Below are 15589 nucleotides of genomic sequence, written 5' to 3' on the forward strand. Positions count from 1 at the left end.
GAATTATTCGCACGGAAGAGCGGCACGTCCCGCACAACCGGTCGTATTCCACCCTGTTGGATGGAGACATTTCTTTCCGATTTGAAAATTCTCTCCGGAATTCTGTACGACGGGGAAAGGTCCGGGGCACTACACAGGTGGGGAGAATGTTCGTCTCCGCTTCGGGGACGTGAAATGCTGGAGAGTTCCAATGCGACTGACGTTACGAACCTTGCTGGCCTATCTGGATGATGCTCTGGAACCGGCCGAGGCCCGTGAGATCGGAGAAAAGCTGGCAGAAAGCAAAGAGGCTGCGCAGCTGGTGACCCGGATTCGGGATGTCATTCGTCGGCGTCGCATCGGAGCACCGGAACTGGCAGGTCCGGGATCGGGGCCGGATCCGAATCTGGTGGCGGACTACATTGAGAACACGCTGCCCCCCGCGCAGGTGGTGGAGCTTGAAAAGCTGTGCCAGAAGTCGGATATGCATCTGGCGGAAGTCGCGGCGTGCCACAAGATTCTCACGATGGTGATCAGCCAGCCTTTGGACGTTCCCGACGATGTTCGTGAGCGGATGTACGCTCTGGGTGGTGCCGGAAAACGGGAAGAGGGGCAGGAAGGGGCCGCCGTCATGCCGCCGATGGCAGAGGGGATGGGACAAACTCTCGAAGGGCATACACTCAAGGATGGCCTTCCCGAATACCTGACCCGGTCCGACTATTCGAAGAAGTTCTGGGTCACGGCCGGCATGATCACTGTCGGTGCGTTGTGGCTGGCCATCGTGATTACGGACCGCTCGCTTTGGCAGCGATCGGAAGGGGTGGCCAAGACCACGCCCCAGCCCGTGGAACCGGTGAATCCGCAGCCGGCTCCGACGGAAAATCCGGCGGTGGCCAACGCTCCTGCGGTGGGGGTCAACGCACCGGCCGTGGTGGTCACTTCTCCGGCGCGGGCCTCTGCACAACCTGCGAACCCCGCTCCGGTTGCGAATGCGACAGTTCCACCCCCCCTGCCGGCGTGGCATCCAGATCATCCAGAGGCGGTTCCCGCAGGGAGCGCCAGTCCCATGCCGGCAACTCCCATCGTGAATGGAGAACCACTCCCCGCCACGGAGGCGGTCGTCCCGGCGGTCGTCCCCGCGCTGCCTGAAGTGGACATGAACTATTCCGGAGGAGATGAAATTGTTCTGCAGCGGCTGACCCCCAACGCCCCCTGGCGCATTGTCGACGCTCAAACGTCAATTCACGTAGGGGATGAGATCGCGACTCCGGTTCCGTATCGAAACGAGTATCAGCTCGATGGAATCGGGAAGTTGTCGGTGGAACCCGGAACCCGTCTGAAACGGTTGCCGCGCAGCAGCGCGGATGCGGTGGCGTTCCAGTTGAACCGTGGTCGGGTGATCGTCTCGCTCGCTGACGCCGGTGACTCGCTGCCCGCCATCCAGTTTACGGTGGCGAACCGGGCGTGGACCGTCACTCCGATGGAGCCGGGAACTCGCTATGGAATTGAATACCATCTGCCGGTGCCTGAGGGACTGCCGGGACATGCCGTCAATCTTGAAACGACGGGAGGACTGGCTGTCGCCGCCGGGCGAATTCGTGTGCAGACCGACGGGACGGAACCGGTCGAACTGTCGGCGGAAGATGGTTTGGCGGTCTGGCCGGCGCCGGGGAGCGCACTCGTGAAAGACGCGGAACTCTCGGTTCCGCAATGGCTGCATCCGGACGGCCTGTTCGTGACACCCAGTGCCAGGAATCTGGCGCGAATCTATCAGAAGGAATTCATCAGCGATCGGAGCGTCATCCAGAGCATTGGCCCGGTGGTCAAAGATCGCCGCGCGAATGTCTCCGATCTGGCAGTACAGACAATGTCACTGATCGATCAGTATCAGGAACTCGTTCCCGCTTTGGCTGCGGAACATGGCGAAACTCGAATCGCTGCGATTCAGGGCTTACGTGCCTGGCTGCTCGTCGATCCGAACAATGGCTCTCTGCTGAAGGAGGAGCTGGGGAAGTCGTTTCGTGCGGAGGCAGCCGACTCTCTGCTCCGATTGCTCTGGGGATTTGACACGCAGGACGGTCGGAATCAGGCGGTCTCAGCGCAGCTGGTCGACTGGCTGAAAAGCGATGAGATTGCGATTCGTGAGGCAGCGTTCTTCCAACTCGTCCAGCTGACCGCCCGACGGTATGACTATCTGCCCATGGCGCCGGTGATGGAACGGAAAGCGGCCATCAGCCGCTGGGAAGAACACCTGCGTCGGAACGGCGGTTCGTTGATTCCGAATTAGAGTCTGCCGATTTTTGCTCCACAGATCCCCATTCCACCGCAGTAAGCATTTCGTAGGGGGAAATGCAGGCATGCGCGCGGCGAGAACGGGGCAATCCAGGTCAGATTGGTCTAAAATGAATATCGCGGGTTGCGGCGGTCGAAGTCGCCATCGGTCAGGCCGACATTCAACTTGATCCCGTAATACATGTAGTCTTCCGCCAGCGGCTCTGGTTGGCCGGGCTGACGGGGGAACGCGTAATTCTGCAGTCGCAACGGGAGTCGTGAATTCTTCTCCAGAAACAGCATCGTTCTCGCGTAGGGGAACTGGTTGCGTGGCCGAGGATGCGTGACCTGAATCACTTCGCAGCTCGCGTTCCCCAGCTTTGCATCCGGATAGAACTGGACGTCGATCTCCCCGTACTTTGATTCTAGTTCCCATTGGGCAATCAGCAGTTCCAGGAGTCGCTTCATGCCGATGTCAGTGAGCGCATGGCGATTTTCACCGGTGATTCTGGGATCGTTCAAGGGGAGCGAAACGGTCCCGACGAGGCTGGCGAGTCCACTTCCTTCATGTGCCAGAACCTGATTCTGGTTCTGGCCGTGGACAAACAGAATCTCGCGTCCGGCGTTCGGCTGTTCGAACTTCAGGTAAAGGCTGAACGGCTCGTGTCGCAAGCGCAGCTGCATCGTCTGACTGGAATCCTGCCCGTTCACGATTTCGCGTTTGACGAGGGTCGCTTCGTAGTCTTTGACCTGCTTCAGCACATCCAGTGATTTGCGCACATGTTCAATTGCGGGAATCAGCGGATGCTGCTGGGGTTGCTGTTCGGGCTCCTGAGCCGACGCGGTCGCAGCAATTGTGCAGAGGACGAGCCAGCACAGCGGCTGCGTTCCAGGCAGCAGCTTGGCAATCATGACAGCACTCCTGTTTGCTTTCAGCCCGTCACCGCGAAAGCCTGCCGACATGGGCGGGCCCTGTTCGTCAACAGAACAGTTGCAGTGACGATGAGGGTCTCAAAGGTGTCCGCCGACATCCTGCGGCAGAGCGATCCGGGAAAAGATTCACTCCGGAATCTTACGCTGATTTTCGGGCTATCGCCAGTTTCTCAGGTGAGAAACCAGCTGGGCGTTGACATTCGGCAGACGTGTGAGCAGCCGGTCGCTCAACTGGCCGGCCAGCGCTCCGCGTTGAATGTCAAACAGGTAATCGCTGAGAATCTGGCGAACTTCTGGGGGCCCGTGCAGCAGGAAATGAGCCCAGGCCCAGCTCTCGCGGTAATGTTCTGCCCCCATCTCATTCAGACTTTGCAGTTTCTCCAGAGCAGGGAGATCCGGTTGCCATCCCAGCAGCAGCCGGCGCTTCAGCTCCCCGTGATGGGGATTTCTCGTGGAACGGTCTTCGGCCGGCACTTCAAAATATTCGGCGAGACCCTCATCCAGCCACAGCGGGAGATAGGGGAGCGAATTGTGGAGCACGGCATGCGTGCATTCGTGACGAATATCCTGTTCGTATCCCCAGCGGCGATAGACGTACACCCGGCCCATGTCGGTCCCCTGCACGTAAAGCGCGGGGCGGTTCATTCCCTCGGGGACACGCTGCTTGAGGTACGCCTGATAGCTGAAGCGGTTCCGGAACAGATTGACCTCGATCGTCTTCATGCCCGGGGGAAGCTGCAACAGACGTTCGATTTCGTCCTGTTGTCGGGCCATCGCCTGCAGCAACTGCTGCGCGTTGGCTTCACCGAGTGCGAACTCGGATCGCAGCTGAAAGATTCCAGAGGTCCGGTTATCGGCCCATTCCCCCAGCGCAGCATGCCACGCCAGAGTCAGAATCAACACCCCCAGCAGCGCGCACATGCGGACGCAAATCTGCCGGAATTGTGATTTCAAACTCGGCATGTTGACCAGTGGTGGAGAACCGGATGTCAGGGCAACGAGAACCGACGCCGCGACCCGGACCGGCAGGATCTTCTGCCAGCGGAAGCCGGGTTAGAGCGGTGGATCGGGGGCGTGTCTTAGCCCCCGCTGCAAAACAGGTCAATTGCAGTTTGTAAATTTGCGGTTGGCCAAGGAAATACTTGAGCGAAAGTGAATGCTCATTGACTCATTTTTTAAGATGGCCGTATACTCCCCCGCCCTTTCAGGCACATTCAGAAATCTCACCTTTCTCCTTCCCTCCCCGACGACAGGCTCCGAGTGCTTATCTCCCGGCGGCATTCCCTGGGATGCATGCTGGTCGTGTTGACCTTCTGGTTCAGCACGACGCGCGATCTTCGCGCGCAGACACCCGGACAGTTTCCGCCTTCGCCCGTGGCTTCGGCTCCGCTGCAGGCGGCCAGTTATCTGTCACCGCAGATCGTCTGGCGTTCGCAGATTGCAGCGAACTTTCGGGATGGCCAAGAGGAAGTGATCGTCCTCAAGGGGGCCTGTGAACTTCAACAGCACAGCCAGCGCTGGACAGCCCCTGTGATGGTCTTCTGGGATCTTTCGAATCCCGGTGAAGATGTTACACGGTTGCTGGCCTACCTGGAAAGCACTTCCGAAGAACCGGTCACGATCTATCAAGGGGGCCGGAAAGAAACCCGACCGTACCTGTTTCTGGAACTGGAATGCTCGGCGACCGCCTTGCGGCAGGCCTCCTCTCATGGGGCGGCACCTCCCGAACGGATTCTGAATCTGGGAGGACGAGTTCAATTGCTGCCGGACGAAGTGCAGAGTCCGCTTTATCAGAGAGCCCGCCAGCGGCGCCGCGAGTACCGCAGTCCCATTCAACAGACGCAATTTGCCCTCGAAGCTCCGGGGTTTGATGGATCATTCCTGCCCGCCCCCGCGCCGCGACTGCAGCGTCGCGTGATCATCGGACCACGGTTTCTGGGAGAGCCGCTGGAGATCAAGTTCGACTCACTGCCGGGGTCTATTCCTGAAGAGTTCGTCGGCACCATCACCGGGGGCGTGAATATCGTGGTGGATAACGTCCCACTCGAAGTGAATGGACAGCTGATTCTCACCCGCATCGACCTATCTGCCGATCGGGCTGTGATCTGGACGGATGCCAGCCACGCAGTCGGCAGCGGCGGCTTCGATATCGATGAGAACACGCCATTCCAGGTTTATCTGGAAGGAAATATCGTCGTCTTGCAGGGGGGAAATCAGGTCAAGGCGACGCATGCGTTCTACGACATTCAGCAGCGACGAGGCTCCGCCTGGAATGCCGAGCTGCGCACCATGCTGCCGGATGACAATGGACTGCTCCGGCTCCGCGCCAGCTATCTGCGGCAGAACTCCGCGATGAATTTTCACGCGAAAGATGCCTTCGTCACGACCAGCGAGTTCGGACTGCCTGGCTATCGGATCGAAGCCTCCGATATCTTCCTGAGCGAACGTCCCGCGGCGAATCCCAATCGGATCGATCCCTTCACTGGACAAGTCGATCCGACCGATCTGGTCGTGACCAGCTGGAACAACCGGCTCTACATTGAAGACATGCCGGTGTTCGCGGTCCCTTATCTTTCCGCCACGGCCGATAACCCGAACCTCCCCATCCGACGACTCGATGCGGGCTGGTCCGGTATCTTTGGAGGAACGGTCGAAGCCGAGTTCGACGTCCGCAGCCTGTTCGGCCTCGACATGCCGACGACGGTCGACTGGCTGATCGATGCCGATTACTTCTCCAAGCGGGGACCGGGAGTCGGGACCCACGGCGACTATAATCTGGATCACTCTCTGTTCGGCTGGCAGGTGAACAGCACCGGGTTCGGTCGGATGTACTATATCAATGACCAGGGGCACGATAACCTCGGTCTGGGTCGACGTGATCTGCCGATTCCCAGTCACAACCGGGGAGACATCATCGGGCGGAACCGGACGAAGTTTGATCCGTTCACCACCCTCGATGCCGAAATCGGCTACATCTATAACAACGACCGCAACTTCTACGAGCAATATTACGAGAACGAATTCGACAACGCCAAGGACCTTGAAAATCTGCTGTTGCTCAAGCACCAGTACGACAACCTGACCGCGTCGTTGCTGGGGCGGGTTCGTTCGAACAACTTCGAAAACGAATCGAACTGGTTCCCGAAGGGCGAATTGACCCTGCTCGGGCAACAGGTGTTTGGCAGCAATCTGTTGTGGAGCACCCAGTCTTCATTGGGCTATGCCCAGCTTCTGCAGGCGGAACCGCCTCCGGATCCGACGCTCGATCCGTTTATGCCGCTGGACTATTACGCCGACAGCTCGGGAATGGTGATGATGTCACGTCACGAGCTGGCGTTGCCATTGAATGTGGGGGCGCTCAATGTCACTCCGTACGTGCTGGGCGAGTTTGCCCACTGGCAGCAGGATCTGAACGGGGACGACCTGACCCGCTGGTACGGAAGTGCGGGGGTCCGCAGCAGCATTCAGTTTTCGAAGTATATGCCGGAAGTGCAGAACCGGATTCTGGGGCTGAACGGACTGGCCCACAAAGTCACGTATAATATGGATTACTACTTCGCGGACTCCTCGGCCGACCTGTCTCTGATTCCGCAGTACAACGACTTTGAAGAAAACTCACAGGAGCGTTTCCGCGAACGGTTTCTGCCTATTGAGTTCGGCGGCGTCCTTCCTCCGCAATTCGATCCGCGGAACTATGCAGTCCGTTCCGGAGCCGGCCGCGCCGTGACTGCGGGATACCATGAACTTGTTGATGACCAGCAGGTCTTCCGTTTGTCGATGAACCACCGCTGGCAGACGAAAGTCGGCCGCTCCGATGCGCTGCGGATCATCGACTGGATGGAACTCGATTTGGGGATGTCGGTCTTCCCGGATGCTGACCGCGACAACTTCGGGGAAACACTGGGACTGATCAACGCCCGGTATGCCTGGCACCTCAGCCCCCGCACTTCGCTGCTGGCCGACGGGGTATTTGATGTCTTCGATATCGGGCAGAAAGTCTGGGATGTCGGGATTCTGAGCCAGCGTTCCGCCCGCGGAAGCATCTACATCGGTTACCGCTCGGTCGAAGCCGACCCGATCAACAGCGATCTGATTACGACCAGCGCCTCCTACGTCCTTAGTCCGAATCTGTACGTCGCAACCTTTTCGGCTGCGTACGACATCAATGAAGGGATCGACCGGGGTGAGTCACTCACCATTACCCGCATCGGGGAATATTTCCTGTTCCACTTTGGTCTGGGCTATGACCGCAGTAAGGACAACGTCGGGGTGGCGGTCTCGCTCGAACCGAAACTCGGTGGGTTTGGAACCGGTTCCATGCGGCTGAATTCCCTGCTGGGCGTGAAGGCTGCGGGGAACAGCTCGCAGCACTGGTGACCGAGGTCTCGACTGCAGAGCTGTCGGCGGTTCACAGGTGTTCGGAGGCCGGCACCGACCGCTGCTGTTTGTTGAACACGACGACGGAATCCAGAAAGCGGATTTCACTTAACTGAGTGGTCACCAGGGGGACGTGAAATTCCTGCTTTTTAGAGGGCCCGCCGATGCGAAACTGCCGTTCGCCATCTGCTTCCAGATAGTGCTGATGCATGATGTCGACCAGATCTTTGGCAAAGTCCAGGAATGAATACGACTGGTCGCGATGACTCGGCCAATAGTTGGCATGCGTATCTTCGACCACATACCGCCCTGACTCCGCGAGCCCGTGAAGGAACAGCGTATTGAACGACGCGATCATGTGCGAACAGACATGGCTGCCGTCATCGAAGATGACATCAAAGGGGCCAAACTCGTCCACAACGCTCATCAGAAGTTCTGCATCCGATTGATCGCCGATGCGGCAATAGATTCTCTGAAGCGGATCTTCAAAACGCCGGCATTCTGGATCGATGTCAATTCCGACAATGATTGATTCCGGGTGGAGAAAACGTCGCCAGAGTGCCAGCGACGCCCCCTGATAGATCCCAATCTCCAGGAAGCGGATCGGCCGATCTCGAAAGGGGCGTAACACGTCCTCGTAAATCTCAAAGTAATGCCGCCATTTATGACCATTCGGGGTCTCTCGCCACAACTGATAGAGCTCCGACACGGGCCGGGCCGGCTGCGGTTCCGTTTTCCAGAGGTTCTTGGCTTTGAGCTCCTGGGACAGGGCAGCGAAAACCGTAGGCGAAGTTCGATGCGGTCGCGGCAGAGCACGGACCACGGGCCAGTGACGATGGATTGAAACGCCGCAGAGGCCCCCGAGTTTCCGGATCAGCGCCACGAGGTGCAGTGTCATGTTGAATTGAGCCCGTCAAAGAGAGTTCAGCCCGAGAATGTCAAATCATTCTCAGCTTCCGTGCCGGAATGCAACTGTGCATCTGTCCCTGCTCCCCGTGCCATCACAGGCCCCGTCGTGAAGTGGCGTCTGTTCTCGCTCGGTTCCCCGGAACTCTCGGCAGAATCGGATGAAGTCGCAGATTGTTGCGAGACGATAAGCAACTCTGAGAGGACTGCCTGGTTCAGGCTGCGCCTCCGGCAAATTCTGCTGCAGGTCCCGCTGGCAACCCTGTTGCGCGAGGTGGGACCCGAAAGCAGAACCGGTTGAACACATCAGGGGCGGGGGCCAACGGCATCCCGACCGGATTGACTATGGAAATCGTGGCGCGACGAATTCGACGCAGAACTGCGAGCCAGTTCGTCCTGCGCGCCCTTCGCTGCTCACTGCCGGCATTGCTTCTGTCTGCAATGATGGTCTCTTCCGCGAGTGCGGAGCCGATCTATTCGAAGTCCCGCCGATTCCGCATTCCCTTCCAGTTCGATTCCGCTGAGTTGAAACGGCTGGGGGCGAAGGAAGTGCAGCTCTCGGTGTCACGCGATTCCGGCGCCAGTTGGAACACGGCGGAAACGGTCTCGCCACAGGCCGCCCGGTTTACCTTCGAAGCTGTCGATGACGGCGAATACTGGTTCTCGGTCAAAACGATTACCAGCAGCGGACTGGAATATCCCGCCGGCCCGCACGAGCCGACTCTGCAGGTGATCATCGATACCGAAGCGCCGCGCCTGCATCTCCAGTTTTCAGAGGATGACCCCGGGCGGGTTCGACTGGCCTGGGAAACCCAGGACCCGAATCTCGATCTCGAGTCGCTCCGTCTGGAGTTCACCGAACCAGACTCTGCAGCCTGGCAACCTGTTTCGATGCGACCTCAGGAACAGGGACAAACCGTCTGGACAGCATCCCGAACCGGAAAAATGTTCGCGAAGGGATCGGTCAGCGACCGCGCCGGAAACGTTGCTGAAGCAACCGCGGAAGTTCTGATCTCCGGAAGCCCGAGTGAAGAGAACTCCACGCCGGATTACAGTCGACCGATCGCCAAAGACCAGACGAAGCCCGCTCCTTCGAGTGTGGGGGGAGCGAATGCACCGGCCAGTGTCACTCCGCACCTGACCGCATCGACCAATGCCCCACAAATCTCGAATGCGGCGGCCACGACACCGCTGACCAACCCGGCCGCCGACAAAGCTCCTGCCGCTGCCGCGACCGTTCCGCCATCGACAACAACTCCGCCCGCGGCGCCGAAGCGGACTGCCCACATCGTCAACTCCAAGTCGTTCCGGATCGCCTATGAAATTGATGGCGTGGGAGCTTCCGGGGTCGCTGCCGTGGAACTGTATATTACAGAAGATGGTGGCAAGAAGTGGTTTAATTACGGCAAAGACCCGGACCGGGTCTCTCCGTTCGATGTCGTTGTTCCAGGGGATGGCGAATACGGGTTCGCTTTCCGTGTCGCGAACGGCGTGGGAGTCGTTGCATCTCCTCCGCAGCCGGGTGACCGGCCGGAGGTCATCGTCCTTGTGGATCGCGTTCCCCCGGTGCTGCAGCTGCACCCCATTCAGCAGGGGACGGGAGCCGAGAACGGGCAGATCATTCTGACATGGTCGGCACAGGATCGGGAACTGCATGATCGTCCCATCTCGCTGTCGTTTGCAACGCGACCCAGCGGACCGTGGGAGCAGATCGGCGACTGGCTGCCGAACACTGGCAAGTACGTCTGGACTGTTCCCGCCAGCCTGACCGAGAAGTTCTACATCAGGGTGGAAGCCCGTGATCAGGCAGGGAATGTGACCCGCGTGGATTCGGAGCAGCCCTTCCTCGTCGACCGCTCACGGCCGCAGGTCCGCGTCACTGAAGTTCAACCGATCGGCAGCGAACAGCGCTGAGTTCGCGACGGCAGAGTTCTCAGAGACAACGAAGCATGGCGGACGCTTCGTGCTCTGCAATGAATGTGCTACGGGGCACTACTCCGCCAGACGATGAGTCTCGCCGCCGGCTTTCGTGATGAGCTCAGTCGCCAGATCGCGACGACGACTGGCCTCTGCATCGTCCCCTTTCACGTCGACAGCCACGAGGATCTTTCCCTCCTGCACAGCCTGGTCGTAGAAGTCGGACGCCTCACTCTCGAAGCCGCGGGTCGCCATCAGCGAAGTAAACGTTCCCGCAGCCGCCAGCCCCGCAAAGGCCCCCATAATCATGAGCGCCGTGCCGGCGGTACTTACCAGTGCAGCGACGGTCGCCATGCCGCCGAGCCCCAAAAGCCCAGCGCCCGCGAGGTCCAGCGCCTTCGTTGCATGCTCGGTCGAGGTGTCCTGCTGGACCTTCTCCGGGAATAACTTCTCTTTGGTATCGTCGGAGGTGATGACGCTCACTTCTTCCCAGCTGAATCCGGCGGTTCGCAGTGAGTTGACGAGACTCAACGCCGCATTGACATCGGCAAACACACCGGCACGCACGGGGTAGTCAGCCATCTTCAGCTCCTCATAGGAAGACAGTTCAGCGGAGTGACAGGATCATCTACAGCACCGACAGTGAGACAATGCGAGTGACGACATCGCTGCCTGGAGATGATAGATAGAATACAGCGTGATCTCCGCGCATCAGCGAATCAAGTCCCACCTTTCGATCATCTTTGAAAATCGTCGCGTTCGGGGCGATTTTCAGAACCTTGCGTTCCCCTGTTATTGCGACGCGCGTGGTCACAGTCAGCTCTTTCAGATCGACTTGCAGGATCGAGCCGTTCACCACCTGAGAAACCGGATCGCGCACTGTCGGCTGAGAGAGGACATTGGCGGACGCCCTGTCGAGTGCGAATGGCCCGAATGAGGCTGTCCCGAACACCGCGGCAAACAAAACCATGGCCGCCGCACTCATGTAGAGATTTTCCAGTGGCATGATTGGCATGATCAACTCCTTCACTCCAGTCACGCTGAAATCAACGTGAGCCCCAGCAAAAGGTGCAATCAGCGTGCCACGCTCGGAAGATGCCCCAGAATCCCAAGTTCGAAAGAAATTACGGCGTCACCTGGCTGTGCTGTCTGCCGTTCGAGCAGGGTGCGGGCTCGCCGAACAGCCCCACCATCTCTCGCAAGGCAGGAGCGCACAAAAAAAGCAGCGACCGCCGGAACGGTCGCTGCTGAGAATCACGTCGTCGATTCTTCGAATCAGACTTTACCGAACAGCGTTTTGCCGGTGGAGTGCAGGTCGTCACAGGCCTGGCCCATCCGCTTGGCGACACCTGCTTCTGCGAGCTTCAGGTAGGCGCGAGGATCGTAAGCCTTCTTGTTCCCGACTTCGTCATCGACCTTCAGCACACCGTCGTAGTTGCGGAACATGTGGTCGGCGACCGGACGGGTAAAGGCGTACTGGGTATCGGTGTCGATGTTCATCTTCACGACGCCGTAGGCCAGAGTCTCTTCCAGCTCGTGACGGGGAGTTCCCGATCCGCCGTGGAACACCAGATCGAATTCGGCGGACTTGCCGTACTTCTGGATGACGGCGTCCTGACCCTTCTTGAGGATGTCGGGGCGAAGCTTGACGGAGCCCGGCTTGTAGTGGCCGTGCACGTTGCCGAAGGTCGCGGCGAACATGTACCGGCCGATCCCCTGCAGAGCGTCGTACACGCCGAGCATGTCTTCCGGAGTCGTGTAGAGCTTGGAGTCGGGAACGTGTTCCATTTCCGCCCCGGCGGCACCATCTTCTTCACCGCCGACCACCCCGGCTTCGACTTCGAGAATGATCTCGTGTTCGGCACAGAGCTTGAGGAGTTCCTTCGACAGCTTCATGTTCTCGTCGAGGGGGAGATTGGAAGCATCCAGCATGTGGGACTGGAACAGGTTCCCCTTCCCGGCGGCGCGACGTTCAGCGGTCGCCTTGATCAGCGGCTTCAGGAACGTTTCCACTTCCTTGGGGGGGCAGTGGTCGGTATGCAGGGCGACCAGAATATCGTACTTCTCGGCAAGACGATGAGCCGCTTCAGCCAGGACGATGCAACCGAGAACGGCATCTCCGACGTTCAGGCCCGACGCAAACTTTCCACCCCCGGTCGACATCTGAATGATGCCGTCCGACTTTTTGTCGGCGAAGCCCTTCAGGGCGGCGTTGATGGTGGTGATCGACGTGATGTTCACAGCCGGATAGGCGTAGTCCCCCTTCTGGGCGGCGTCCAGCATCGCGGCATACTGTTTGGGTGTGGCAATCGGCATCTTGAAGCTCCAACGGATCTGAAAACGTGTCAAAGACAAATGGCAAAACAGCAGGGACTGCTGGACGTCAGCAATTCAACAGGCTGGCACTGGGAGGACCCGCCCGCCGGGACAAAAACTGTGCCCGGAAACCGGAGGGGTGTTGCTCCCCGGGCCCCGGCGGGGAGAGACGCGCGAGATCGTAGCAGGTCCAAAACTCGGGCAGTATGATATCGACGCGGTTTTCCGGACTCCACTGTCGAAAAAGCAAAGGTGGGCGTTGATGCAATTGGGCATGATCAATTCTGCGTGGTCGCAGGCAGGGCGGGACACAGCGTGGGGAATCGCCAAAACCCGGGAGCTCGGGTTTGATTCGATCGATATCGCGGTCGATCCGCTGGAAATCGGGGTCCGTGAGCGGCGACTCATCAAACAGGAGTGCGATCGACAGGGGCTGCCGATCGTTTCGCTCTGCTGTGTGTCGGTCGGCCTGATCGACTTCAATCCGAGCATTGTCGAATTCCACATGCACCGGACCCGGGCGCATCTGGATCTGGTCTACGAATATGAAGCGAAAAACCTGCTGCTGGTGCTGGGGGAATACATCTGGAACCGGGAAATCATCCCCCCCGAGCAGCAGTGGAAAACCGGGGTCGAGTCGTGCCGAAAACTGGCGGAATACGCGGAAACCCTGGGGATTCAGATCGCTCTGGAGCTGGAGCCGTTCCATCTGTCGCTGTTGAACAACGTCGACAACATGGTCCGGTTTGTGGATGACGTGGGGCACCCCGCCCTGCAGGCCAACATTGACATTTCTCATCTGCATCTGGCCCGCGTCCCTCCCGAAGACCTGCGCAAACTGAAGGGGAAGGCGATCCATGTGCACATCTCCGATTGCGATGGCGTAAAGCACGGGGACCTGCCGCCGGGTCGCGGGGTCGTCAACTTCGAGCCTTACCTGCGTGAAATTCGGGACCTCGACATCGACGGGGCGATCTCACTGGAACTGGAATATTCACCGGACCCGGCCCGCATCGAAGACTGGGTCCGGGAGGCGCGCGACGCCACAGCGAGCCTGATGGTCGCCACGGGTCTGCGGTCCTGAACGCAGACAGCTCTCGCTGGTTCTCGCCGGATCAAAAGCACAATCGGTGGGTGTAGGGAACAGCCAACCAAACGGGCGAATGGTTCCCAGAGAAATTTCTGAAACGTTCCCACGCCACACCACCGGCCGGCGTAGTTCCCCTGCCCCGGCTGGTTCGCCTTGAAACGGGCCAGTGCGCCGCCGGGGCGAACCGGACTCCTCTCCTGCCGTTCACCAATCGAGATCATGTTCACCGGGACCACCGCATTGCTGCTGAGAGCTGTCCGCGCGGATGCCCAGCAGCGTCAGGCACATCTGCTTCGCCTGGGGGCGGGATTGCTCCTGTTGTGGCTGCTGGTCGGTGCTCACATGCACAGCCTGGTGCAGGAGCAATCCACGGCCGTCGGACTGAACTTCTTCCGGTACCTTTCATACCTCTGGATTGCGCTGCTGACGCTCGCTGCACTCGGGCCTTATTCCTCGGCGATTACGGAAGAGCGGGAAGAGGGAACTCTGGAACTCCTGTTGATGGCGGGCATTTCGCCCGTCAGCATCCTGCTCGGAAAGTCGACCAGCCGCATTTTCTCGACGGTGTTGCTGTTCGTTGCCCAGTTGCCGTTTGCCATGCTCTCTCTGACGCTCGGAGGGATTACAGTAGTGCAGGTGCTGGCCGTGTATCTGTCATTGATGGCGTATCTCTTCCTGATTGCCAATCTGGCATTGCTGATTTCGGTCTGTTCGTCCACGGGACTTCGTGCAACGAGTGCTCTGGCGGTGGTTCTGTTTCTGTTGCTGGGACTCTACCCGTTGAACCTGGAAGCAGGCTGGATCAGTGTCTCACCGAACGACCTGGCGCTCTTGCCTGCTCCTGTTGGGGAGGTCGTCCGAATGCTGGGCTGGATTCATCAGCGAGTCAATGTGGGGCAGCAGGTGGAGTCAATTCTGGAGCCGCTCGGCGAATTCCGCCTACTGAGCGAGCAGGTGCTCTACTCGTTTCTGGGAGGGGGCGTCCTGTTTGGATTGGCGTGGTGGAAGTTTGAGCGGCTGGTGAGATGTCCTGCTGCGGGAGAGGCAGCCACCGCTCGAAAAATGCTGGCGGGACGACGTTGGCTCTGGCTTCTCACTCGACCAGGGCGCTGGCCGCTGATCTGGAAAGACTTCCACTTCGTGGCGGGTGGCTGGGGCGCTGTGGCGATGAAATGCGTTGTGCTGGCGCTGCTGTTCGGCCTCTGCCTGTGGCGGAGTGACCAGATTGAGCAGCTGACCCACCTCCCGGCACCAAGGGTTTTGCGGTTCACCCTTTATCTGCTTCTGGCGGCTGAGTGTGTGGTTATCGCAAATCTCATCATGCTGGCGGAGAAATCACAGGGGACATTGTCGAGCCTGATGATGCTCCCGCGTTCTCCACTGCTGATGGGTTATGCGAAGCTGACAGGCTGTCTGCTGGCGATGGTGCCGACGTTTCTGGCAGCGGTCCTCGCCAGTCAGCTCGATCCCGAGTTCCGGTTCGCCGCGCTGGCAAAGGAAGAGGTCCTCTTCAGCATCGGATGTCTGCTCATCATCTGTCAGCTGACGGTCCTGTGTTGCCTGTTCAGCAGTTGGGGGGCGCTGCCGCTGGCGCTGGCCATCATGTTGCTGACCGCTGCGTTCCTCGCACCACTCGCGTTCCTGCAGCGCACTCTTTTTCTGTCGATACTCGGGCATGATCCGGGGCCGGCTCCCGCGGTTTATCTGGTGGGGCTGACCTCCGTCGTCCTGCAGTGGGTGTTGCACGAACAATTGATTCGGCAAGGAGCGAAGTAGCCTCCGACTGGCGGGCAGGCTACT

11 protein-coding genes are annotated in these 15589 nt (G+C 59.3%); 5 read left to right on the forward strand and 6 right to left on the reverse strand.

Annotation, left to right across the window (positions count from 1 at the left end):
- The first annotated feature begins 190 nt into the window (after window positions 1-190).
- On the forward strand, window positions 191-2266 hold the full coding sequence (locus tag SH664x_RS05470; protein ID WP_437205720.1) for a hypothetical protein: 2076 nt from the start codon (window positions 191-193) through the stop codon (window positions 2264-2266).
- A 110-nt stretch (window positions 2267-2376) separates the two neighbouring features.
- On the opposite strand, the gene SH664x_RS05475 is transcribed toward SH664x_RS05470, so the two are convergent.
- Both SH664x_RS05475 and SH664x_RS05480 read right to left on the reverse strand, forming a co-directional pair.
- Complete coding sequence (locus SH664x_RS05475) at window positions 2377-3162, reverse strand: DUF1571 domain-containing protein (protein ID WP_437205721.1); 786 nt, start codon at window positions 3160-3162, stop codon at window positions 2377-2379.
- 177 nt (window positions 3163-3339) lie between these two features.
- On the reverse strand, window positions 3340-4146 hold the full coding sequence (locus tag SH664x_RS05480; RefSeq protein WP_437205723.1) for a hypothetical protein: 807 nt from the start codon (window positions 4144-4146) through the stop codon (window positions 3340-3342).
- 330 nt (window positions 4147-4476) lie between these two features.
- On the opposite strand from SH664x_RS05480, the gene SH664x_RS05485 reads away from it, so the two are divergent.
- The gene (locus SH664x_RS05485; protein WP_437205724.1) at window positions 4477-7560 is read left to right on the forward strand and encodes a hypothetical protein; all 3084 of its coding nucleotides are present in this window, start codon (window positions 4477-4479) and stop codon (window positions 7558-7560) included.
- A 31-nt stretch (window positions 7561-7591) separates the two neighbouring features.
- Here the strand turns inward: SH664x_RS05485 and SH664x_RS05490 are convergent, their stop codons facing one another.
- Window positions 7592-8458 carry a class I SAM-dependent methyltransferase gene (locus tag SH664x_RS05490; protein WP_437205726.1) on the reverse strand — a complete coding sequence of 289 codons (867 nt, stop codon included), beginning with the start codon at window positions 8456-8458 and terminating at the stop codon, window positions 7592-7594.
- 305 nt (window positions 8459-8763) lie between these two features.
- On the opposite strand from SH664x_RS05490, the gene SH664x_RS05495 reads away from it, so the two are divergent.
- Window positions 8764-10380 (forward strand): Ig-like domain repeat protein, encoded by a 1617-nt coding sequence (locus SH664x_RS05495; protein ID WP_437205727.1) that lies wholly within the window; start codon window positions 8764-8766, stop codon window positions 10378-10380.
- Window positions 10381-10458: 78 nt separating this feature from the next.
- Here SH664x_RS05495 and SH664x_RS05500 read toward each other — a convergent pair whose 3' ends face one another.
- The 3 genes from SH664x_RS05500 to fbaA form a co-directional block, all read right to left on the reverse strand.
- Window positions 10459-10965, reverse strand: coding sequence for a hypothetical protein (locus SH664x_RS05500; RefSeq protein WP_437205728.1), 507 nt, complete (start codon window positions 10963-10965; stop codon window positions 10459-10461).
- Between the two features lie 46 nt (window positions 10966-11011).
- Window positions 11012-11422, reverse strand: coding sequence for a hypothetical protein (locus SH664x_RS05505; protein ID WP_437205729.1), 411 nt, complete (start codon window positions 11420-11422; stop codon window positions 11012-11014).
- Window positions 11423-11658: 236 nt separating this feature from the next.
- Window positions 11659-12699, reverse strand: coding sequence for a class II fructose-bisphosphate aldolase (fbaA, locus tag SH664x_RS05510; protein WP_437205731.1), 1041 nt, complete (start codon window positions 12697-12699; stop codon window positions 11659-11661).
- A gap of 262 nt (window positions 12700-12961) precedes the next feature.
- Here fbaA and SH664x_RS05515 point away from each other — a divergent pair, with 262 nt between their 5' ends.
- Both SH664x_RS05515 and SH664x_RS05520 read left to right on the forward strand, forming a co-directional pair.
- On the forward strand, window positions 12962-13783 hold the full coding sequence (locus SH664x_RS05515) for a sugar phosphate isomerase/epimerase family protein (RefSeq protein WP_437205733.1): 822 nt from the start codon (window positions 12962-12964) through the stop codon (window positions 13781-13783).
- Window positions 13784-14008: 225 nt separating this feature from the next.
- Window positions 14009-15565, forward strand: a complete 1557-nt coding sequence (locus SH664x_RS05520) for an ABC transporter permease (protein WP_437205735.1) — start codon at window positions 14009-14011, stop codon at window positions 15563-15565.
- The last annotated feature ends 24 nt before the right edge of the window (window positions 15566-15589 follow it).

This window comes from Planctomicrobium aquicomposti, from assembly GCF_051466325.1.
In the GTDB taxonomy this organism is placed as follows: Bacteria; Planctomycetota; Planctomycetia; order Planctomycetales; family Planctomycetaceae; genus Planctomicrobium.